Origin of the sequence: Aeromonas lusitana (assembly GCF_002812985.1) — a bacterium.
Lineage (GTDB): Bacteria > Pseudomonadota > Gammaproteobacteria > Enterobacterales > Aeromonadaceae > Aeromonas > Aeromonas lusitana.
On sequence record NZ_PGCP01000007.1, the window covers coordinates 31,002 to 52,721 of the forward strand.

Annotated in this window: 21 protein-coding genes; 9 read left to right on the plus strand and 12 right to left on the minus strand. The window is 62.7% G+C overall.

All coding sequences use genetic code 11. The features are described 5' to 3' along the window. Positions 1-33: 33 nt before the first annotated feature. The 7 genes from panB to thpR all read right to left on the minus strand — a co-directional run bounded on the left by panB (position 34) and on the right by thpR (position 5,873). On the minus strand, positions 34-828 hold the full coding sequence (panB, locus tag CUC44_RS06475; protein ID WP_100859162.1) for a 3-methyl-2-oxobutanoate hydroxymethyltransferase: 795 nt from the start codon (positions 826-828) through the stop codon (positions 34-36). An 18-nt stretch (positions 829-846) separates the two neighbouring features. Further along, positions 847-1,344: a 2-amino-4-hydroxy-6-hydroxymethyldihydropteridine diphosphokinase gene (gene folK / locus CUC44_RS06480; RefSeq protein ID WP_100859163.1), complete on the minus strand. Its 498-nt coding sequence runs from the start codon at positions 1,342-1,344 to the stop codon at positions 847-849. A 9-nt stretch (positions 1,345-1,353) separates the two neighbouring features. Further along, complete coding sequence (gene pcnB, locus CUC44_RS06485; RefSeq protein WP_167388809.1) at positions 1,354-2,829, minus strand: polynucleotide adenylyltransferase PcnB; 1,476 nt, start codon at positions 2,827-2,829, stop codon at positions 1,354-1,356. A gap of 152 nt (positions 2,830-2,981) precedes the next feature. Further along, a complete protein-coding gene (gluQRS, locus tag CUC44_RS06490) occupies positions 2,982-3,899 on the minus strand; it encodes a tRNA glutamyl-Q(34) synthetase GluQRS (protein ID WP_425266295.1) in 918 nt (305 codons plus the stop codon). Positions 3,900-4,018: 119 nt separating this feature from the next. Continuing rightward, the gene (gene dksA / locus CUC44_RS06495; protein WP_100859164.1) at positions 4,019-4,468 is read right to left on the minus strand and encodes an RNA polymerase-binding protein DksA; all 450 of its coding nucleotides are present in this window, start codon (positions 4,466-4,468) and stop codon (positions 4,019-4,021) included. A 119-nt stretch (positions 4,469-4,587) separates the two neighbouring features. Further along, positions 4,588-5,331, minus strand: coding sequence for a DNA/RNA nuclease SfsA (gene sfsA, locus CUC44_RS06500; RefSeq protein WP_100859165.1), 744 nt, complete (start codon positions 5,329-5,331; stop codon positions 4,588-4,590). Continuing rightward, positions 5,328-5,873, minus strand: a complete 546-nt coding sequence (thpR, locus tag CUC44_RS06505) for an RNA 2',3'-cyclic phosphodiesterase (protein ID WP_100859166.1) — start codon at positions 5,871-5,873, stop codon at positions 5,328-5,330. Before thpR ends, sfsA begins: the two co-directional genes overlap by 4 nt. A 199-nt stretch (positions 5,874-6,072) precedes the next feature. Between thpR and hrpB the strand changes: the two genes are divergently transcribed. From hrpB to gloA2, 3 genes are all read left to right on the plus strand, one after another. Then, on the plus strand, positions 6,073-8,520 hold the full coding sequence (gene hrpB, locus CUC44_RS06510) for an ATP-dependent helicase HrpB (RefSeq protein WP_100859167.1): 2,448 nt from the start codon (positions 6,073-6,075) through the stop codon (positions 8,518-8,520). Between the two features lie 172 nt (positions 8,521-8,692). Next, positions 8,693-11,020: a penicillin-binding protein 1B gene (mrcB, locus tag CUC44_RS06515; RefSeq protein WP_100859168.1), complete on the plus strand. Its 2,328-nt coding sequence runs from the start codon at positions 8,693-8,695 to the stop codon at positions 11,018-11,020. 40 nt (positions 11,021-11,060) lie between these two features. Next, positions 11,061-11,462, plus strand: coding sequence for an SMU1112c/YaeR family gloxylase I-like metalloprotein (gloA2, locus tag CUC44_RS06520; protein WP_100859169.1), 402 nt, complete (start codon positions 11,061-11,063; stop codon positions 11,460-11,462). A gap of 89 nt (positions 11,463-11,551) precedes the next feature. Here gloA2 and CUC44_RS06525 read toward each other — a convergent pair whose 3' ends face one another. Together CUC44_RS06525 and CUC44_RS06530 are read right to left on the minus strand one after the other, a co-directional pair. Next, complete coding sequence (locus CUC44_RS06525) at positions 11,552-11,872, minus strand: SMR family transporter (protein WP_100859170.1); 321 nt, start codon at positions 11,870-11,872, stop codon at positions 11,552-11,554. Next, the gene (locus CUC44_RS06530) at positions 11,860-12,255 is read right to left on the minus strand and encodes an SMR family transporter (protein ID WP_100859171.1); all 396 of its coding nucleotides are present in this window, start codon (positions 12,253-12,255) and stop codon (positions 11,860-11,862) included. Before CUC44_RS06530 ends, CUC44_RS06525 begins: the two co-directional genes overlap by 13 nt. 156 nt (positions 12,256-12,411) lie before the next feature. Here CUC44_RS06530 and CUC44_RS06535 point away from each other — a divergent pair, with 156 nt between their 5' ends. Continuing rightward, positions 12,412-13,293, plus strand: a complete 882-nt coding sequence (locus CUC44_RS06535; RefSeq protein WP_100859172.1) for a LysR family transcriptional regulator — start codon at positions 12,412-12,414, stop codon at positions 13,291-13,293. Positions 13,294-13,325: 32 nt separating this feature from the next. On the opposite strand, the gene CUC44_RS06540 is transcribed toward CUC44_RS06535, so the two are convergent. Next, positions 13,326-13,841: a DUF2937 family protein gene (locus tag CUC44_RS06540; RefSeq protein WP_100859173.1), complete on the minus strand. Its 516-nt coding sequence runs from the start codon at positions 13,839-13,841 to the stop codon at positions 13,326-13,328. A 199-nt stretch (positions 13,842-14,040) separates the two neighbouring features. Here CUC44_RS06540 and CUC44_RS06545 point away from each other — a divergent pair, with 199 nt between their 5' ends. Both CUC44_RS06545 and CUC44_RS06550 read left to right on the plus strand, forming a co-directional pair. Continuing rightward, positions 14,041-14,727 (plus strand): phosphatase PAP2 family protein, encoded by a 687-nt coding sequence (locus tag CUC44_RS06545; RefSeq protein ID WP_100859174.1) that lies wholly within the window; start codon positions 14,041-14,043, stop codon positions 14,725-14,727. Between the two features lie 281 nt (positions 14,728-15,008). Beyond that, positions 15,009-15,929, plus strand: coding sequence for a sulfite exporter TauE/SafE family protein (locus CUC44_RS06550; RefSeq protein ID WP_100859175.1), 921 nt, complete (start codon positions 15,009-15,011; stop codon positions 15,927-15,929). 37 nt (positions 15,930-15,966) lie between these two features. Here CUC44_RS06550 and CUC44_RS06555 read toward each other — a convergent pair whose 3' ends face one another. Together CUC44_RS06555 and hemL are read right to left on the minus strand one after the other, a co-directional pair. Next, positions 15,967-16,791 carry a hypothetical protein gene (locus CUC44_RS06555; protein ID WP_100859176.1) on the minus strand — a complete coding sequence of 275 codons (825 nt, stop codon included), beginning with the start codon at positions 16,789-16,791 and terminating at the stop codon, positions 15,967-15,969. A gap of 266 nt (positions 16,792-17,057) precedes the next feature. After that, positions 17,058-18,344: a glutamate-1-semialdehyde 2,1-aminomutase gene (gene hemL, locus CUC44_RS06560; protein WP_100859177.1), complete on the minus strand. Its 1,287-nt coding sequence runs from the start codon at positions 18,342-18,344 to the stop codon at positions 17,058-17,060. A gap of 221 nt (positions 18,345-18,565) precedes the next feature. Here hemL and clcA point away from each other — a divergent pair, with 221 nt between their 5' ends. The 3 genes from clcA (at position 18,566) to erpA (ending at position 21,180) form a co-directional block, all read left to right on the plus strand. Beyond that, positions 18,566-19,960: a H(+)/Cl(-) exchange transporter ClcA gene (gene clcA / locus CUC44_RS06565; protein ID WP_100859178.1), complete on the plus strand. Its 1,395-nt coding sequence runs from the start codon at positions 18,566-18,568 to the stop codon at positions 19,958-19,960. Between the two features lie 86 nt (positions 19,961-20,046). Next, positions 20,047-20,739 (plus strand): DUF6776 family protein, encoded by a 693-nt coding sequence (locus CUC44_RS06570; RefSeq protein ID WP_100859179.1) that lies wholly within the window; start codon positions 20,047-20,049, stop codon positions 20,737-20,739. A gap of 90 nt (positions 20,740-20,829) precedes the next feature. Beyond that, entirely contained in the window at positions 20,830-21,180 is a 351-nt protein-coding gene (gene erpA, locus CUC44_RS06575) for an iron-sulfur cluster insertion protein ErpA (protein ID WP_157812753.1), read from the plus strand. The last annotated feature ends 540 nt before the right edge of the window (positions 21,181-21,720 follow it).

Below are 21,720 nucleotides of genomic sequence, written 5' to 3' on the forward strand. Positions count from 1 at the left end.
CAAGGCCCCCGCTCACGTCCCTGAGGCTGGCAGTCAGTTGAAGCAGTGCTCTGGGCCCGGGAAAGTGCCCTCGCTGACCTCTTTCACATAGAGGCGGATGGCGGCATGCATGTCACCGGTTTCGGCCAGGAAGTTCTTGGTGAACTTGGGCACATAGCCGGAGGTGATGCCGAAGGCATCGTGCATGACCAGGATCTGGCCGTCGGTGGCGGGGCCGGCCCCTATGCCGATCACCGGAATGCGCAGCGCCTTGGTGATGCGCTCGGCCAGGGCGACCGGCACGCATTCGAGCACCAGCAGCTGGATGCCGGCGGCTTGCAGTTCGAGGGCCTGGCGGTACATCTCCTGGGCGTGGAACTCGTCGCGCCCCTGTACCTTGAAGCCGCCAAACACGTGAACGGATTGCGGGGTCAGGCCGAGGTGGCCGCAGACAGGCACGCCGTTGCGGGTCAGGTGGCGGATGCTGTCACACAGCCAGTCGCCCCCTTCCATCTTCACCATGCGAGCGCCGGCGGCCATCAGGCGGGCGGCGTTCTGGTAGGTCTGCTCAGGGGTGGCGTAGCTCATGAACGGCATGTCGCTCACCACCAGTGCCTTGGCTGTGCCGCGCACCACGCAGCGGGTGTGATAGACCATCTCATCCATGTTGACGCCCAGAGTATCTTCACCCCCCTGCAGCACCATGCCGAGGGAATCACCGATGAGCAGCACCTGAGCGCCTTCGTCGTCGAACAGCTTGGCGAAGCTGGCATCATAGGCGGTGATGGCGGTGATCTTTTGCCCGTCCTGCTTCATTTTCAACAGGCTGCCGGTGGTTATCTTGCTCATAACGTTGCTCCTACTCCTCTACTCGTCCGTGGCACCGGCAAGGATCGACAGACCATTGCGCGGGCAGCGGGCAACCAGTTCGGTGAGCGGGGTGCCACAGGGCAGCACCAGGGTGGGTGCGAGCTCGGCAAGGGGAAGCAGGACGAACTCCCGCTCCTTCATGCCGTAGTGGGGGACGGTCAGGCGTTCATGCTGGATGACCTGCTCGCCGTACAGCAGCAGGTCCAGATCCAGGGTCCTTGGACCCCAACGCTCGTCCTTGCGCACTCGTCCCTGTTCCAACTCGATTTTCTGCAGTTGATCCAGCAAGGCCAGGGGGCCGAGCTGGGTATGAAGTCGCACCACGGCATTGACGTAGTCCGGCTGATCCGCCGGGCCCATGGGGCGACTGCCGTAAAGTTGCGAGGCCTGTTGCAGCTCTGACTCTGGCAGTACCGCCAGCGCCATGATGGCGTGTCTGGCCTGGGCAATGGGATTGCCCAGGTTGGAGCCGACGGCAACGAAGACCTCGATCATCTGTGTCCTTTACTCAGCCGCTTTCGGCTTGCGGCGACGGGGGCGACGACGGTTGCGGCTGTTGCTGCCGCGCTTCTCGACATCACCGCTACGGGCCTCACCGGCCTGACCACGCTCACCGCTTGCAGGGCGGCGGGTCGCCTCCCGCTGCAGTTGTGGGCGCACGTCCGGGTTGGAGGCCACGTAGCGCTCCCACCAGCTGGCGAGCTCGCCCAGACCCCGTTCGACCCGGTTGCGCAGCAACAGGAAGTCAAAGGCCGCGCGGAACTTGGGATGCTCCATGGCGCGCTCGGGATGACGGCCCTGACGGCGAGTCAGTCGCTGTTGCAGCGCCCAGATGTCACGCACATCCGTGGTGAAGCGGCGCGGCACGGCTATGATGCGTACCTGAGCATCCAGCACCTCGTTGATGGCCAGCATGAAAGCGTCGTGCCAGGGCAGGCCGCTCTCGTTTTCCAGTACGCGAGCACGGGCCTCTACGGCGCCCCACAGCAGGGTGGCGTAGAGGAAGGCCGGGGATACCCGCTTCTCTTCACGGACCCGGGTGTCGGTATCCATCAAGGCTTGCTCGATGAACTGCTCGAACGGTGAGGTGCCATGGGGGGTGAACAGGGCGGCAACCTGCGGGAACAGCGGCTGGAACAGCCCGTATTCACGCAGCAGCTTGTAGGTCGCCAGACCGTCGCCAGCCAGGAACAGCTTGAGGGTCTCCTCAAACAGGCGGGCGGCGGGAATGTCCTGCAGCAGCGGTGCCAGCTCCTTGATGGGGGCGGCGGTGCGTGGGCTGATGGTCATGTCCAGCTTGGCTGCGAAACGCACGGCGCGCAGCATGCGCACCGGATCTTCCCGGTAACGGGTCTCGGGGTCGCCGATCAGCTCCAGCTTGCGCTGGGCGAGATCCTCGATGCCACCCTCGAAGTCGTGCAGGGTGAAGTCCCTGGCGCTGTAGTAGAGGGCGTTGACGGTAAAGTCACGGCGCTCGGCATCCTCTTCGATGGTGCCGTAGACGTTGTCGCGCAGCAGCATGCCTTCATCAGACTGGGCCGACACGTGCTTGCTGGTATTGACCTGATGGTGGTGACCACGGAAGGTAGCCACTTCGATCACGTCACGACCAAAGACGATGTGGGCCAGGCGGAAGCGGCGGCCGATCAGGCGGCAGTTGCTGAACAGCGCCTTGATCTGCTCCGGCGTCGCGTTGGTGGCGATGTCGAAATCCTTTGGCGTCTTCCCGAGCAGAATATCCCGGACGCCGCCGCCGACCAGGTAGGCATCATAGCCACCCTTGTTCAGGCGGTAGAGCACCTTGAGCGCATTCTCGCTGATCTCTTTGCGCGAGATGGGGTGCTGGTCACGGCTCAAGGTTCGACGCTGACCGGCGACGTGGGCCGGCAGGGGAGATTCTATCGACTGCTCGCCGTCTTCCTTGCCGAGCACCTTGCGGCAAAAGTTTGCGATCTGGGAAAAAATGGTACACCTCTTCATGACTTCAAATTGACGGGAGGCCAAAAAATAGCGGCCTATCATAGCTCAGCCCCAGCCAAATGAGAAACTGTGTGGCCTGCTCTGATCATATAAGCACGGGAGTCGTTTCTTCAGCATGCTCATACCAGACCAAATAAGGGGGCTGAGCCGCGTTACTCGCGAGGCCCCATGGGGATCTTTTGCTGGCGGGGAACCTGCTCCAGCCGCCAGTGCGTTATACCCCAGGCGATGATCTCATCGATTGTGCCAGCCGCGAGCTCAGGGGGCGGACACTGGCCGAGAAACGCGAGTGCCTGCCAGAGCGCCGGTCTCACTTCATCGGGCGCCAGCGCCGGGGCGTGATTCTGCTTGGAGAGCTTGTTGCCATCGGCCAGCACCGCCAGTGGCAGATGCACCCAATCAGGAACAGCGGCCCCCAGAACCTGGTAGAGCGCAATCTGGCGCACCGTGGGCTCCAGCAGGTCGGCACCGCGCACTATCTCTGTGATACCGCAATCCATGTCATCCACCACCACCGCCAGGTTGTAGGCGTAGAGGCCATCCCGACGGCGGATGATAAAGTCCTCTTCCGCCAGTGCTGCGGGCACGGAGACATGACCCTGCAGCGCATCGTCGAACTGGTAGACGGGGTGCTGCTGGCGCAGCCGGGCGGCGCAGCCCTGTGCCCCCAGCTCCAGCTCACGGCAATGACCGTTGTAGAAGCCGCCGCCGGCCATGATCTCGCGGCGGGTGCAGCGGCACCAGTAGAGATCCTCGGCCCGGTAGAGTTGCTCGATTATCTCGTCATAGCGCCCATGACGCTGGCTCTGGAACATCACCTCCCCATCCCACTCGAGGCCATAGGCCGCCAGTGTTTCGAGAATGAGCGAACTGGCCCCCGCCATCTCCCGCGGCGGATCTATGTCCTCGATGCGCACCAGCCAGCGCCCTCCTTGCGCCCTCGCCTGCAAGAAGCTGCCAAGGGCCGCCACCAGGGATCCGAAATGGAGCGGGCCTGAGGGGGAGGGGGCAAAGCGGCCTATATAAGGACGAGTCTGGGGAGAAGGGGCTGTATTCACGGGCACGGCCATCGGGGAAAGCGGTTCATTAAGGCTGCATTCTGGGACGCACCCGGCAAAATCTCAACAATAAAGCGCAATAAAAAAGGGAGCTCGCAAGCTCCCTTTTTTGTTCACGTCGACGGTCGGCATCAGCCAGCCATCTGTTTTTCCTTGATTTCAGCCAGCGTCTTGCAGTCGACACAGAGGTCAGCAGTCGGACGGGCTTCCAAGCGACGAATGCCGATTTCGATGCCGCAATGTTCGCAGTAACCAAAATCGTCTTCTTCGAGCAGCAGCAAGGTCTTTTCGATCTTCTTGATCAGCTTGCGCTCACGGTCGCGGGTACGCAGTTCGAGAGCAAACTCTTCTTCCTGCGCGGCGCGATCGACTGGATCCGGAAAGTTGGCAGCCTCATCTTTCATGTGGTCAACGGTGCGATCAACTTCCTGCATCAGTTGGTTGCGCCAGGCTCCCAGGATCTTGCGGAAATGTACCTTCTGTTGGTCATTCATGTATTCCTCACCGGCTTTCGGCTGGTAAGGCTCTACACCCGCAATGGCCAGGGGGCCCAGAGATTTCCTGTTTTCGCCTGTTGGCATGCCCTGTCTCCTAATTCAGCACGCTACCCGTGCCATCCATAAATTGAGGGCGGTATCTATAGCAGAAGGGTCAACAGGAGGCAAACAAGCCTTGCCAATAATGTTACCCACTCCAGCATTTATTTGTTGCCCTCGGGTAGCAGGTGGTCAGATTCAAACGGAATAAAGTCTTGAGCCACCATGCCCTGCACCCCAACATGGGGGCGATAGCATAAAATTTCAACCCCTGCCGCCATCGCCTGCTCAACAAGCTGACTATAGTGCGGATCTATATGGGCTGCAGGGCGCATTCGTTCAATCCCTGAGTGTAATACCATGAACAGCAGCACGGATCTGTGACCGGCTGCCTTCATGGCCATTAATTCACGCAAATGCTTGGCGCCGCGCGTGGTCACCGCATCCGGAAAGTAGCCCATGCCGGGTCGATCGCGCTCATCCAGTAGGGTCACCGACTTCACCTCTATGTAACAGCTCGGCTTGTCATCGTCTTCCAAGAGCAGATCGATGCGGCTGTTCTCCTCGCCATACTTCACCTCGGTGCGCAGCCTGGCATAGCCCTCGAGTGGCGCCAACGCACCCTGCTCGATCAGCTCCTTGGCAATCTGGTTGGCCCGCGCCGTGTTGACGCAGATAAAGTGCCCCGCCGGACTCTCGGCTATCTCCCAGCTGTGGGCCAGCTTGCGCTTGGGATTGTTGGAGGTGGAATACCAGACCCGGGTGCCCGGCAGGGCGCAGCCGGTCATGGCCCCCGTGTTGGCACAGTGGATGGTGATGGTCTCGCCGCTGTCGAGTTGCACATCAGTCAGGAAGCGCTTGTAGCGACTGATGAGCAGCCCGGACTGCAGGGGGGGATCGAAGATCATGGGGTCAGCTCCTCGCGTTTTTGCTCTTTGATGCGCGCTCGCAGGGGCCAGCAGGCGATGGGCTCATAGCAGACCCCGTCCGGGGTGCTGACGGAGCGATAGAGGCAGAAGCGATCCGCCTGCACCTCAAAATCCGGCGCCAGCAACTCGCTTGGCGCCTCGTTTGCCTTGCGCGACAGGGTGACGTGGGGGCGATAGCCCTGCTCGCCGTTGCCCAGCCCCAGCTTCTCACCGTGACGGCGCAGGGCCCTGGCCAGCACGTTCAACTCGTTCGGCCACTCCCTTGGCCCCACCCAGGCGGCCTTGGCGCGGGCGAACCAGCCGGTCTGATCCAGTCGAACGGTGAAGGGCGGGCAGTGTTGCTGCTCGGCGGCGGCGATGAGACGCGCTTGCGTCGCCTCATCCGCCTCGCCGAGAAAGGCCAGGGTCAGATGCAGATTGATCTCCGGCACCGGCAGTCCGGGCCAGGGGTGCTGCTCGCGCCAGTCGATTAGGGCAGGAGCCAGCTCGGGCAGGGGCAGGGCGAAGAAGAGTTTGGGCATGCGAGTCGTCGGTCCTCAAGAGCGGGAATGACCCATTCTATGGCAGTGGGCCTGCCTGTGTCTCGCCGCCGCAGGTCGCTCGGACTGGCGCGGATGGCGAGGGGATCGGATTGCCATGCCCTGATGCGCTTACAGGACACCCCCTGCTATGGCAGAATGGACACCATTTTTCAGGTCGCCACAGAAGGTTTTCGCCGTTTTGTCCCAACTCCCTATCGTCTCGGTGCTGCCCGAGCTGTTCGATGTCATCGACACTCATGCCAGCGTGATCCTGCAGGCCCCTCCCGGCGCGGGCAAGTCGACCCTGTTGCCGCTGGAACTGGTACGCCAGGCCCGGCTGCCCGGTCGCATCATCATGCTGGAGCCCAGACGGCTGGCGGCGCGCAATATAGCGAGCTTTTTGGCGCGCCAACTGGGCGAGCAGGTGGGGGATCGCATCGGCCTGCGGGTACGTGGCGAGAGTCGCACCAGTGCCCGTACCCGGCTCGAGATAGTGACCGAGGGAGTGCTGACCCGGATGCTGCAGCAGGATCCCGAGCTTGCGGGAGTCTCCCTGGTCATCTTCGATGAGTTTCACGAGCGCAGTCTGCATGCGGATACGGCTCTCGCCTTCGCCATCGAGAGTCAGCAGGGATTGAGGGAGGATCTCAAGCTGCTGATCATGTCCGCCACCCTGGATGGCATGGCGCTGGAGGCGCTGCTGCCGGATGCTCCCGTCATTCGCTCCGAGGGGCGCGGCTTTCCCATCGACTATCACTATCGCCCCGCCAATCGCCAGCAGTGGCTGGAGCCGCAAGTGGGTGCCGTGGTGCTGGAGGCGCTGGCTACGCATTCCGGCAGCGCCCTGGTGTTTCTGCCGGGACAGGGGGAGATAGAGCGGCTGGCGCAGTGGCTGGAGGGTAAGTTACCCGATGACGTGCGCCTCGCGCCTCTCTATGGCCGTCTGGACATGGTGGCCCAGCAGGCCGCCATCGAGCCGGCGCCGGCGGGTCGCCGCAAGCTGGTGCTTACCACCAATGTGGCGGAGACCTCCCTCACCATCGAAGGCGTGTCTGTCGTCATCGACAGCGGCCTGGAGCGACGCGCCAGCTTCGATTTGAAGAGCGGCGTCACCCGACTGGAGACCCGCCAGATCGCCAAGGCCTCTGCCACCCAGCGGGCGGGCCGCGCCGGCCGCCTCGGCCCCGGTGTCTGCTATCGCCTCTGGAGCAGCGAGGGGCAGGCGCGTCTCGCCGAGCAGAGCCCACCGGACATACTGACCCAGGAGCTGACCGGCCTGCTGCTGGACGCCGCCCAGTGGGGGGCCAGGGTGGAAAGCCTGCCGCTGCTGGACATGCCCCCCGCCGCCGCCCTGGCCAGTGCCCGGCGGTTGCTGGTGGCGCTCGGCGCCATGAAGGCCGAGGGGGAGCCACAGCTGACCCCGGCAGGGCGCGCCATGGCGGCGATCGGTACCCATCCCCGTCTGGCCCGCATGCTGCTGCGGGCCAAGGCGCTGGAGACCGAGGGTCTGACAGGGATTGTCGCCGATGCCGCTTTCCTGGTGGCGCTGCTGGAAGAGGATCTGCGAGGATCGGAGCGCCTCTCGGTGCTGTTCCATCGCAGGCTCGGGGCCCTGCGCCAGGGCGCCGCCCGCTGGTTCGAGCGCCTCGGCGTGCGGCCTGGGCAGGCACAGGGACAATGGCTCGGGCTGCTGTGTGCCCTCGCCTGGCCGGATCGGGTTGGCAAGCTGCGCAGTGGCAGCCGCTATCAACTCAGTGGTGGGGTGAGCTGCGATCTGGTAGAAGGTCATCCCTGTCAGGGACAAGCGGCCCTCGTCGCCGTGGAGATGGGACAGAACGAGCGGGGCAGCCGCATCTTCATCGCAGAACCCGTGGAGTTGGACGAGCTGGTGCGCCAACTGCCGGAGCTGGTGAGCGAGCGCCAGTGGTTCGACTGGGACGAGCGGGAGGAGCGGGTGCGGGCCGAGCGCCAGCAGGTGCTCGGCGAACTGGTGCTGAGCCAGCGCCCCCTGACCGAGCTGTCGGACGAGCAGAAGGGGCGCTGCCTGCTGCAGGGCATTCGTCGCAAGGGGCTGCACGTGCTGCCCTGGGACGAGAGCAGCGAAGGGCTGCGGGCCCGGCTGCGCTGCGCCGCCGACTGGCTGCCGGACGAGGGCTGGCCCGCCATGGATGACGACAGCCTGCTGGCGCGGCTGGAAGAGTGGCTGCTGCCGGCGGTGAGCGGCATGACCCGGCTGGAGCAGCTCAAGCGGCTCAACCTGGTGGAGGTGCTGCGCCAGTCCCTGCCCTGGCCCTTGCCCAAGCGGCTGGACGAGGCGCTGCCGAGCCATTTTCAGGCACCGACCGGCAGTCGGGTGCGCATTCGCTATGAGCCGGGCCAGGCCCCCGTGATCCCGGTGCGCATACAGGAGATGTTTGGCCAGGCCAGCACCCCCTGCGTGGCCGATGGCCGGGTGCCTCTGGTGGTGGAGCTGCTCTCCCCGGCCCAGCGGCCCCTGCAGATCACAGCGGATCTCGCCGCCTTCTGGGCCGGCTCCTACGAGCAGGTGAAGAAAGAGATGAAGGGGCGCTATCCCCGTCACTACTGGCCGGACAACCCGCTGGAGGCCATGCCCACCAGGGTGACCAAGAAGAAGATGGGGATCTAGGGCCGATGGGCTTCGCCTCAACGGCCAGCATAGTTCGATGCGGCCGCCGGGTGGTGAATCGAACCCGGGACCTTTGACAGAATACAGAGTATGCAAGGGCATGAGCCCGGCATTTCGCCGACCCCGCCGTGGCGGGGATCGCAATGGATATAACGAGTAGAAAAGAGGATTCATGGCAACCCAAAGACGCAAGAGCACGCCCAAGAAGGCGGCGCCCAAACGCACCCTCTGGCGCAAGCTGTTCTGGCTTGGCTTCAAGCTCTCCCTGGTGGTGGGCGCCTTCATGGTGGTGTTCGGTATCTATCTCGATACCAAGGTGCGTGAGCGCTTCGATGGCGAGAAGTGGCAGCTGCCGGTGATGGTCTACAGCCGTCCGCTTGAGCTCTACCCCAGCCAGCGTCTCTCCCAGACCCAGATGATGCGCGAGCTCAACATGCTGAGCTACAAGCAGGTGCGCCAGCCCCACACCCCGGGGGAATATGCGGTCAACGGCAACAAGATTGAGCTGATCCGCCGTCCGTTCGCCTTCCACGACGGTGCCGACGCCGCCCGCGGTCTGCGCCTCACCTTCAACGGCGCGCGGCTGGAGGGGATCCAGTCTCTCGAGAACCAGCGTCCGCTCGGCTATGCCCAGATGGACCCTGTGCTGCTGGACAGACTCAACACCGAGGATCGGGAGGATCGCCTGCTGGTGCGCATCGCCGAGGTGCCGGACAGCCTGCTGGTGACCCTGCTCACCACGGAAGACAGGGACTTCTACCAGCACGGCGGCGTCTCGCCTGTGGCCATCATGCGCGCCATGGTCGCCAACGTGCTGGCCGGCCGTACCGTGCAGGGGGGCAGTACCCTCACCCAGCAGCTCGCCAAGAACTTCTTCCTGACTCGCGAGCGCAGCCTGTGGCGCAAAGCCCAGGAAGCCTATATGGCGGTGCTGATCGACTATCGCTACAGCAAGGACGAGATCCTGGAGGCCTACCTCAACGAGGTCTATCTGGGGCAGAACTTCTCCCAAGGGGTCTATGGCTTCGGGCTCGCCTCCTACTTCTATTTCGGCATCCCGGTCAACGAGCTGGACATCGATCAGGTGGCCCTGCTGGTGGGCATGGTGAAGGGTCCCTCCTATTACGATCCCTGGCGCTTCCCGGATCGGGCCAAGGCGCGTCGGGATCTGGTGCTCAAGCTCTTGATGGATCACGGCAGCCTGACCCAGCCTGAATATGAGCTGGCCAGCAAGCAGCCCCTTGGCATCATCACCCGCGGTCAGATGAGCTATGGTCGCACCCCGGCCTTCATGGGGCTGCTCAAGCGCGAAATTCAGAGCCGCTTCGGCCCGGATCTGCTCAAGCAGTCCGGCCTCAAGATCTTCACCAGCCTGGATCCCATCGCCCAGCACGCCGCCGAGCAGGCGGTGGAGTCGGGTCTGGCCACCATAGAGAAGCAGCGCGGCAAGAAGAAGCTGGAGGCGGCCATGGTGGTCTCCGACTGGCACAAGGGGGAAGTGGTCGCCATGGTGGGGGGCCGGGATCCGCGCTACGCCGGCTTCAACCGTGCGCTGGATGCCCGCCGTCAGATAGGCTCCCTGGTCAAGCCGGCTGTCTACCTGACCGGTCTCTCCAATGGCCTGACCCTGGGCACTCCGCTGAAAGATCAGCCGATCCGCATCCGCGGTCAGGATGGCCAGATCTGGACGCCCCAGAACTATGATCGCAAGTTCCGCCAGAGCGTGCCCCTGATGGAGGCGCTGGCTAGCTCCTTGAACGTGCCGACCGTCAACCTCGGTCTGCAGGTGGGGCTGGACAAGGTGGTGGATACCTTACACAAGCTCGGCGTCTCCCAGGAGATCCAGCCTTATCCGTCCCTGGTGCTGGGGGCCGTTGCCCTCTCGCCCATGGAGGTGAACCAGATGTACCTGCCCATCGCCAACCAGGGGCTGACCCAGCCGCTGTCGGCCATTCGCGCCGTGGTGAACAGCGATGGCAGCCAGCTCTATCAGCACGACGAAGCCGCCAAGCGGGTCACGGATCCCCAGGCGAGCTGGCTGACCCTGTTCGCCATGACCAAGACGGTGAGCCAGGGCACGGCCCGCGCCCTGAGTGCCAAGTTCCCCGGCGCCACCATGGCCGCCAAGACAGGCACCACCAACGAGTTGAGAGACTCCTGGTTTACCGGGCTCGACAACAACGAGCTGGTGAGCATCTGGGTTGGCCGCGATGACAACACCCCGGCCGGGCTGACCGGTGCCAGCGGTGCCTTGCAGCTGTTCAGCGGCTACATGAGCCAGCGCGGGGTCAACAGCCTGAGCTTGAACATGCCGGAAGGGGTGAGCTGGGCCAGCTTCGCCCGCACCAGCGGCGCCCGGGTTACCAGCGACTGCCCGGGCAGCCTGCAGGTGCCGGCCAAGCTGGCTGGGCTGAGTGAGCCCATGAGCTGTGCCGCCCCGGTGGCGAACCCGAATCCGGTCAACGCCCTGGACAACTGGTTCAACGGTTTCTTCAACTAACGAGACGGGCGGCCTGGCCGCCCGTTGTTATGGAGTCGATATGACAGTGCCTCTGCTAACTGGCATCCATCATGTGGCCATCATCGCCAGCGACTATGCGCGCTCGCGCCACTTCTATCATCAAGTGCTGGGGCTGCCCATCATAGCGGAGACCCTGCGCGAGGCCCGCCAATCCTGGAAGCTGGATCTGGCCCTGCCGGACGGTAGTCAGCTCGAGCTGTTCAGCTTCCCCGCGCCGCCAGCACGCCCCTCAAGGCCGGAGGCCTGCGGCCTGCGTCACCTGGCGTTTCGGGTGACGGATCTGGATGGGGTAATAGCCCATCTGCAGCGGCATGGGATTTCAGTGGAGGAGATCAGGGTGGACGAGCTGACCGGTCGGCGCTTCACCTTCTTCGCAGACCCCGACGGCCTGCCATTGGAGCTCTATGAGGCAGAGAGTTAGACTGATTGCTGCAATCTGACTGATCGTTTTGACTGTTAAAAAGCCGCCCGGCAAACCGGGCGGCTTTTTTCATGAGGTTTTAGCGTGGATCATGCTGTTGTCAGCAGTGCGACCGCCACCGCCATCACAAGGATCCCGACCCAGCCGATGGGCTTGAGTCGCTCGCCGAACAACAGCAGGCCGCCGAGTGCTGTGCCGAGTATGCCGATGGCGCCCCAGGTGGCGTAGGCGATGGCGAGATCTATCTTGCCGGTGCTCACCGCCTCCGAGAGCAGGGTGAAGGCACAGAGCACCAGCAGGATGCCGAGAAAGCCCCAGCCCTTGTAGCGAAACCCCACGGAGCGGTTGATGGCCATGTTGGCGCCTATGTCCAGCAGGGCGGCGCCGAGTACGATGATCAACGGGTGCATACGGCCTCCTTCATCGGACGGGAGGCGGAGGTTGGCTCATCATGGGTCTCACCCAGGGTCACCATAACAATCCCCACTATGGCCAGCGCCAGCCCGATCAGCTCCTGGGTGCTGATGCTGTAATCCAGGAACAGGACTGAGACCAGGGTGATCAAGGCGATCCCCAGGCCTTCCCAGAGGGCGAACGCGATACCAATGGAGATTGTTTTGGCGGCTTTGGCCAACATCAAGTAGGAGAGGGCGATGAGCACCCACATGGGCAGGTAGTTGAGCCAACCCGCGCCATTGTCCGAGATGAGGGTCATGGAGGAGGTGCCGGCGACCTCGGTCAGGATGGCGCCGGTCAAAAACATCCGGGCCAATAACATGCGACTGATTAACATAAAACGTCCTTTTGTGGCTTCGACCCGGCAAGGATAGCCGGGGCCTCGGCCGCATCGGGAATCGCTCAGCGTCGAGTAATCAGACGCTAAGGGTTTGCCTTGTGCGCAAGGAGCGGGCTAAGGTAAAGGTCGGATACTCTGCACGCCAGCCCCTTTATGAAGCTCAATCAGATAGAACTCTTTGTGGAATCAGCAGACAGCGGCTCCATTGCCAATGCTGCCCGCCGACTTGGCAAGAGTCGCAGCGCGGTCAGCACGGCGATCGCGGCACTGGAGCTGGAGCTTGGCGTCGAACTTTTCGAACGCGGGGCCAATCGAAGTCGATTGACCGAGATAGGAGAGCAGGTGCTGGATGACTGCAAGCGGCTGCTGCAGGCGGCCAACAGCCTGCAGCTCAAGTGCGAGCATCACGCGTCCGGCGCCGAGGCGGCGCTGCGGGTGGCGCGGGATGATGCCATCCCGGAATCTGTCTGGCGCGACATGCTGGGCACACTGCGTCGTCAGTTTCCGGGCACCAGTATCTCCCTAGTGCTGGCCTCTCCCCCCGAGTTGCCGGCCCTGGTGGAGGAGGGGTTCGTGGATGCGGCCTTCGGCCTCATCACCGAGGAGCAGGAGCGCAGCGGCCTGAGCATAGATGTGCTCAACCCCATCCGCACCCTGATGGTGGTGGCGCCGAGCCACCCGCTGGCCGGGCTGAAACGGGTGTTGCAGCAGGACCTGACCGGTCATACCCAGGTCACCCTCTCCTACGTGGATGAATTTTCGGTCAAGAGCCTGCTGCCCATCGGCGGTCAGCACATAGGCCTGTCGAGTTTCGAGCTGATGCGGGACGCCGTACTCGATGGCCTCGGCTGGGCCGTGCTGCCCTCGCCGCTGATCCAGAGTCAGTTACGGCAGGGGGAGCTGCTGACCCTGAAGCACAAGTTCAGCCTGCAGTGGCGCGATTACGGCGTCTATCTGGCGGAAAATGCCCATCACGGCAAGGTGTTGGCCTGGTTGAAGAAGGCGATCCAGGCCTATCTCGAACCCTTCGAGTAGGCCCGGGTCATGGGGAGGCGTTGGCCGCTGCCTCAGCGCAAGGCGTATCTGGCGTCGCGCTGGCGCGGGCGAAACGGCAGCAGCACGATGCCCAGCAGCAGATCCCCGAGCAGGGCGGCGAGCAGACCGCCCGCCAGGCCACAGACGATGGCGGCCTGCTTGAGGGGCACCACATAGCCGTAATTGTTCAGCGTGTCCTGCCAGAGCTGGGGATCCGGCTGCAGCAGCAGGTGGGAGAGCTGTTGGTACCAGGGCTTGTCCTGGAAGGCGAGCTCCTGCTGCAGTTGCAGCCGCTGGCTCACCAACTGCTGCAGGCTGGTGGCATCCTGGGCGAAGACCGGATCCTGGCTGGCGCCGTAGTGCTGGATCAGGGCGGCCAGATCGCCGGCGAAGTGCTGATCCGCGGTGCGCTGGAAGGGGGCCAGACTGAGGCTGGCCTGTTGCAGGCGGGCATCCAGCCGCTGGTAGTAGAGATCGACCAGCCCCGGTATCTGCACGCCAGCCAACAAACCGAGTGCAAACAACATCATGCGAAGGTAGCTGCGCATCGTCATCATCCTGAGTGAAGGGAGTCCACATACTAACTGCAAGGGAGGGGTGAGCCAAGGCGCCGGATCCGGTGCGCCCGGCTCGGGTTTGAACAAGATTCGATAGGATACATATTCAGCCTTGCCTCTTGCATTTATGTGATGCAAGTCACGAATAATCTGCGATAAAATGAGCCCCTTTTCGAGAGGAGGCTCGTGCATGAGCAAGTTATTCTTTTCCTGTCTTATGGGGGGCCTGCTCGCCCTCAGCTGGGCCGCCCTGCCGGGTCATGGCCCCTGGGATCACTGGGATCTCGCCACCTTCTTGCAGGTCAACGGCTGGCTGGGGGAGTCCTCTCGCTGGGCCGATCTGGTCGCCATCACCAATAATCGCCTGTTCGATCTGGTCGCCCTCGCCTGCATGGGGGGGATCCTGGCGGTCTGCTTCTTCCAGGCCGACGGGCAGGATCGGCGCCGTCTGGTGGCCATGGGCATCGTCATGATGCTGGGGGCCCTGGTTATCAACCAGTTCGGCCACCTGCTGCCGGTCAGCCGCCCCAGCCCCACCCTGACGGTGGACGGTGCGCTGCGGGTGACCGAGATCAGCTCCATCCCGACCAAGGACTCCTCCAGTGACAGCTTCCCCGGTGATCATGCCCTGTTCCTGATGATCTTCGCCGGCTTCGCCCTGCGCTACCTGCCGCGCTGGGCGGGGGTCGTTGCCGTGCTGATGGTGCCCCTGTTCTCGGCCCCTCGCATTTTTGCCGGGGCCCACTGGCTCACGGACGTCTATGTGGGCGCCCTCAGCCTGGCCCTGATCTGCCTGCCCCTGCTGTTGCTGACCCCCTTGTCGGATCGGCTGATCGACCGCATCGCCCCCAGGCTGCCCGATATCCTCGCCCGCTGAGTGCCGCGCCAAACGACATGACGGGCAATAAAAAAAGAAGGCAGGTCGACCTGCCTTCTTTTGGTGATGCACCATCGGCGACTGTGGTCGTCGCGAAATGACCATAATGGCGACCGATGACCCCGGGCTCGCGCCCTCATGAATGAGTATGAGCAGCGTCGTTCGAGTTCGCACGCTCACCAGGCGGTCATTCTTGCCGGAATTTTTGGGAAATGCCTGCGCTCGCTCAAGCATTTTCCGCGGGCCTCCTTTAGAATCGCCGCCCTTGCTGGAGAACCTCAATGTTAATCAATCTGCTGCGCCTGCTGTTCATCGGCTGCGCCCTGGTCTTTATCTTCATGCTGATCCACGCCTGGTGGCACAAACGGCGCAAGGGCGAGCTGGAATCCACTCCGTTCTGGCCGGTGGCGGGTATAGGCTTCGTCGCCAACTTCCTCGATACCCTGGGGGTGGGCAGCTTCGCGGTGAAGACCGCCTGCTACAAGCAGTTCAAACTCATCGACGATCGCCTGCTGCCGGGTACCCTCAACGGCCAGTGCGTGCTGCCGACCGTGACCCAGTCCCTCATCTTCATCGGCGCGGTCAAGGTGGATCCGCTCACCCTCATCAGCATGATGGCCGCGGCCGCGGCGGGGGCCGCCTGGGGGGCGAGCCGGGTTGCGGGGTTTGATCGGCAGACCATACGGCTGGTGATGGCGGTCTCTCTGCTGGTGGTGGCCGGGCTCATCTTCGCCGGCCTGCTGGGGCTCTTCCCCCTCGGCGGCGAGGCCATGGGGCTGACCGGCTACAAGCTCGGGATTGCCCTGCTCGGCAACTTCATCTTCGGGGTCCTGATGAACGTCGGTATCGGCCTGTTCGCCCCCTGCATGACGCTCGTCTATCTGCTGGGGATGAACCCCATGGCGGCTTTCCCCATCATGATGGGCTCCACCGCCGTGCTCAGCGTCTTCTCGGCGGGCACCTTCATTCGCCGTGGCGCCTTCGATGCCAGAGCCGTGCTGGCGGTGGCCATCTTCGGCCCCATCGGCGTGGTGCTGGCGGCCATGCTGGTGCAATCCATGAACATGGAGATGCTGAAATGGCTGGTGGCCTTCGTGGTCATCTACACCTCCTGGACCATGTACGCCTCCTGGCGGGCGGGGCGTCGTCAGCCAGACATCCCGGTACAAGCACAAGTTCAGCTGAGTGAGGCTCCCCGCTAGCCGTTTTCCCTTCACAGAGAGTCAGACGGGCGGGAGATTATCTCGCCCGTCTGAAGCCGCCGCGTCGCCGCGAGAGGGGGCCGGCACCCGGCTCGCCCCCACTCGTCAATGGCCGCTGGCTGGAGGCGACCAGGGCGGCCTCGGCCTTGGCGCCGAGAAAGACATAGAGTCCGAGCGCCAGCAGCAAGCCCACGGCGCAGGCCATGACCCCCACCGCCGGCCAGAGCAGCTCAGTCTGACCCAGGGATCCCTTGAACAGCAGCAATAGCCCCTCGATGGAGACTGCGATCAGGATGGCGGCGATGAAGCGGGTGATGGTGCGGCGAATGGCGCTGTGGCGGAAGATGTCCTTATGCAGCAGCACCTCCTCTTCCAATATGGTCTTGCCGAGATCGAACACCGCCAGTGCCAGGGTCAGGAAGATGATGGCGCTGAAAGCCCCGAGCCGGTTCTGCTGGGTGCCGCACAGCAGCAGGTAGAGCTGCTCCAGCCCGTGCCAGATCAGGGTGGCGACGATGAGAAACAGCGCCAGACTCAGCACCACGTAGACGGCCCTGAACCAGGGGATGGCGCGGCGCCGCTCCCTGTCCCCCATCAGCCAGGCGATCAACTGATGCAAGTTGATGGCGAGCTCGCGGCCATGGCCCTGCACCCGCAGTCTGAGTTGCCCCTGCGGGGCTGGCACGGGCGCCAGTATGGCGGGGCTTGCCTGGGGCTGGTCCGTGCTCTGCACGCTCAGCACGAAGGGGTAGGCCTTGAGGGCCTCCTGGGGCAGGGTCAGCAACCCCAGCAGCAGGGGGGTCAGCTCGGTTTCGTACTCCTGATAGCGCCGCAGCACATCGATGGGGCTCATCTCTGCCATACATACCTCGGTCAAGTGGGCTCCAGTGGACGGGATCCCGCGTCTGTGCGCACGATCCGTCTCTGCAAACTGGTGCAAATAGTGGGCCCGTTTTATGACAGCCGTGGTGGCGTTCACTGCACCAGGGGATGGCAAATCCGAAGAGGAAGGGGAGAGGAGTGCACCACAAGGGGGCATGCAATCAGGATCCTGTGCGTGCTCAGTGAAGAGATGCAGCACAAACACGAAAAAAGGCCCCGCAGGGCCCTTCTTTATATGGACCGGGATCAGCCCGCCAGCTTGGCGAAGCTGCGATCGGCGGCGGCCAGGGTGTGCGCTATCTCCTTGTCGCCGTGGGCCAGGGAGAGGAAGCCCGCCTCGTAGGCGCTCGGCGCCAGGTAGACGCCCTCTTCCAGCATCAGATGGTAGAAGCGCTTGAAGCGCTCCATGTCGCAGCGAGTCACCTGCTCGTAGCGGGTTATCTCGGCTTCATCGGTGAAGAAGAAGCCGAACATGCCGCCCACATGGGTGACGGCGAGCGGGATGCCGTGTTTGGCGGCGGCGGCCTTCAAGCCTTCCGCCACCTGGGCGGTCTTGGCGCTCAGCTGCTCATACAGACCCGGTTCTTGCAGCAGATCCAGCATGGCCAGACCCGCGGCCATGGCCACCGGGTTGCCGGACAGGGTACCCGCCTGGTAGACGGGACCGGTCGGGGCTATGTGCTGCATCACCTTCTTCTTGCCGCCGAAGGCGCCCACCGGCATGCCGGCGCCGATGATCTTGCCGAGGGTGGTGAGATCCGGCTCTATGTTGTAGTGGCCTTGGGCGCCGCGCAGGGAGACCCTAAAGCCGGTCATGACCTCGTCCAGGATCAGCAGGGCGCCGGACTCGTCACAGATGGTGCGCAGCCCTTCCAGGAAGCCGGGAACCGGCGGGATGCAGTTCATGTTGCCGGCTACCGGCTCGACTATGATGCAGGCGATCTCGCTGCCGTACTGGGCGAAGGCTTCCCGCACCGAATCCAGATCGTTGAACACACAGGTCAGGGTGTGCTTGGCAAAATCGGCGGGCACGCCCGGGCTGTTCGGCTGGCCCAGGGTCAGGGCGCCGGAGCCGGCCTTCACCAGCAGGGAGTCGGCGTGACCGTGGTAGCAGCCCTCGAATTTGACGATCTTGTCGCGGCCGGTATAACCGCGGGCCAGGCGGATGGCGCTCATGGTCGCCTCCGTGCCCGAGTTCACCATCCGTACCTGCTCCATGGAAGGCACTATCTGGCGCACCTTCTCGGCCATGCGTACCTCGATCTCGGTGGGGGCGCCGTAGCTCAGTCCCTTCTCCACCGCCTGGATGACGGCGGCCTTGATAGCCGGGTGGTTGTGACCCAGCAGCATGGGGCCCCAGGAGCCGATATAGTCCACATAGGCCTGACCATCCACATCATAGAGATAGGCACCGTCGGCACTCTCGATGAAGCGGGGCGTGCCACCGACCCCGTTGAAGGCGCGGACCGGGGAGTTGACGCCACCCGGAATGGTCTGGCGGGCCTGTTCAAACAGCTGATCTGATTTTGACATGGATCATCCTTAATGGGATTTTGGTGGTCGTACCGGGGAAGATGGCCGAATGCGGCTCGGCAGCCTGCGGGTGGTGGAGTATGCTTTGCGCTCTCGTTACCCGGGCCTCTGGCCTGCCCCGTGGCACATGAAACGGGCCGACTATAGCAGAAAGCCCCTGTGCTGGGCAGCCGAGCCGAGGCCGGGTGTTTTCAAACCTTGCTAGATGAATATGGTTTCTCATGGTGCAACAATCTACTTCTCCTGCTGAGTCACCGCTCCAGCGCAGCAGACTCGGTCTTAAACGCCTTATACAGCAGGATAAAATGCCCCTGCTGGTGTTGCTGCTGGCGGCCCTGGTGGGTCTCCTGGCCGGTCTGGTGTGCGGGCTGTTCGAATCGGGTGTGCACTGGGTGATGGCGCAGCGGGTCAACCTGCTGGCGGACCGCCCCTGGTGGCAGCTCATCGCGCTGGGATTTGGTTTCAGCGCCCTGCTCGGCTTCGTCGGCTATTTCCTCACTCATACCTTCGCCCCCGAGGCGGGGGGCTCCGGCATCCCCGAAATTGAAGGGGCCATGGACGATCTGCGGCCGGTGCGCTGGTGGCGGGTGCTGCCGGTCAAGTTCTTCGGCGGCATCTGTACCCTGAGCTCAGGCATGGTGTTGGGACGGGAGGGGCCCTCGGTGCAGATCGGCGGCAACCTCGGCAAGATGGTGGCGGATATCTTCCGGCTGCCCAAGGAGCATGGCCATGCCCTGTTGGCTGCCGGAGCCGCCGGTGGTCTCGCCGCCGCCTTCAACGCGCCCCTTGCCGGGATCCTGTTCGTGATGGAGGAGATGCGACCCCAGTTCCGTTACTCCTTCCTCGCCATCAAGGCGGTGGGGATCTCCGCCGTCATGGCGACCCTGATGCTGCAAAACATGAAGGGGCAGGCACCTGTGATAAGCCTGCCCCATTACGATGCTCCCGAGCTGAAGGCGCTCTGGCTGTTCCTCTTCATGGGCTGCACCTTCGGCGTGCTGGGCTTCGTGTTCAACAAGTTGGTGCTCGCCTGTCAGGATGGCTACCTGGCCCTGCATCAGAATAAGCGCCACCGCTTCGTCGCCATCGGCATGCTGGTGGCGGGTACCTTCGGTGTGCTGTCGCTGTTCGCCCCCTCCCTCACCGGTGGCGGCACCGAGCTGATCCCGCACCTGATGGGCAACGAGTATGCGATGGCGACCCTGTTTCTCATTTTCTCGGTACGGCTCATCGCGACGCTCATCTGTTTCTGCTCCGGCGCCCCCGGCGGCGTCTTTGCGCCCACCCTGGCCCTGGGTACCCTGTTCGGGGTGGTCTTCGGCCATATCTTCCATGCCGCCTTCCCCGAACTCGGCATAGAGCCCGGTGCCTTCGCCATCGCCGGCATGGGGGCGCTGTTTGCCGCCACGGTACGCGCTCCCATCACCGGCATAGTGCTGGTGACCGAGATGACCGACAACTATCAGCTGATCCTGCCCATGATGATCACCACCCTGGGAGCGACCCTGGTGGCCCAATGGCTGGGTGGACGCCCCATCTATTCCCAGATCCTGGAGCGAACTTTACGGCTGGCTGCGCGTCAAAAGCGGGGAGAGAGCAGTGTGACTGCCGGTTAACTCCTTGTTTGTCCGCATCAATTCGCTGATGTCGCGTATAGTGAAGGAAGAGTGGCCGCAGGTGGCGTGGTAATAGAAGAGGCCCTATGTCCCAGATCGTGAAGGTATTGGTACTACTGATAGTGGGGGTGAGCATCGGTTATTTCGCCGGGAATCGGCAGGAGCTGGCCCAGAGCAGCCTGCTGACGGTGCAGCAAGAGACCCTGGAGCGCCAGAGCAAGGCGATTGGTCAGCTCAAGACGGATCTGGGGGTCAAGGATACCCAGCTGGCGACCCAGAAGGCGGCCTTTGAGCAGTTGCAGCAGACCCTCAAGGATCAAGAAGCGCAGGTGCAGGAGCAAAAGCGCCAGCTGGCCTTCTTCCAGCGGATCATGCGGCCCACCGGTGATCAGGTCGGGGTAGTCATCGACAACCTGACCCTGCAGGAGACCAGTGTACCGGGCCGTTACCACTATCGTCTGGCTCTGACCCAGCCCGCCAAGAAGCGGGAACTGTTCCGCGGCCAGGTCCAGATAAAGGTAGAAGGGAGCTTGGCCGACCAGCCCAAGACCCTCAGCAGCCGGGATCTCGGCATGAAGGTGGGAGAGGGGCGCTACGCCTTGCGTTACTTCCAGCTGTTGGAGGGGAACTGGCAGTTACCAGAAGGCTTCATCCCGGATCGGGTGCGTGTCACCATCGCCAAAGAGGGGCGCCAACCGGCCCAGGAGTTGCTGACCGAATGGAGTGACGTGCTCAAACCGCTGGTGGCCCAGCCTGCCCCTTTGCCTGTCGTTCAGTAAGATGCATGGTGAATACTTGAACTGAATGGTCGGGTATTGGATAATTTCGCAGTTTCCACCTTAGTGGATTTAACGGTTGTGAGGTCAGTGATGAGTGCAGTAACAGAAGCCCCGTTGCCAATCCAGATGACGGATTCGGCGGCAAACAAGGTAAAGACCTTGATTACCGAAGAAGAAAATCCCGAGCTCAAGCTGCGGGTCTATATCACTGGGGGTGGCTGCTCCGGTTTCCAGTACGGTTTTACCTTTGACGAGAAGATCAATGATGGTGACACAGTCGTCGAGAAGAGCGGCGTGACCATGGTGATCGATCCCATGAGCCTGCAATACCTGGTCGGTGGCAGTGTGGACTACACCGAAGGTCTGGAAGGTTCCCGCTTTATCGTGACCAACCCCAATGCCACGACGACCTGTGGCTGTGGTTCCAGCTTCTCCATCTAATCGGCCTGAATGGCTGGATTGAAAGGGCCCATCGGGCCCTTTTCTGTTTCTACTCCTGAATCCTGCTTATATAGATGCACCAATAGTGCTGGCGTTACCGCAGAGATAGCCCGTTTTGAGGTGTTTTTGCTGGCTATTTGCTCGATCTGGTTGTTAGTTAAACGCTTGAACGGTTTTCTCAAAAAAACACAGGGTTTTTGCTTGCCAGGCAGAATCAGATCCCTATAATGCGCCTCCATCAGCACGGCGCAGTGCGCGTCTGGTCTGGCTTGCAAAGCAAACCAGTGGGGGTTATAGTTATCGACCCTGCTCTTTAACAATTTGAATCAAGCAATCTGTGTGGGCACTCACAGCATCGAGCATCAAAAAACAATTTTTGATTTTCAATGTCTGGTGAAGTGACCAAGACGATTCAGGGTGACCTGAGTTGTCACAGTTTATTTCAGCAATTCATTGAGCCGCCTTTATAGGCAACCAAACTTAAATTGAAGAGTTTGATCATGGCTCAGATTGAACGCTGGCGGCAGGCCTAACACACTC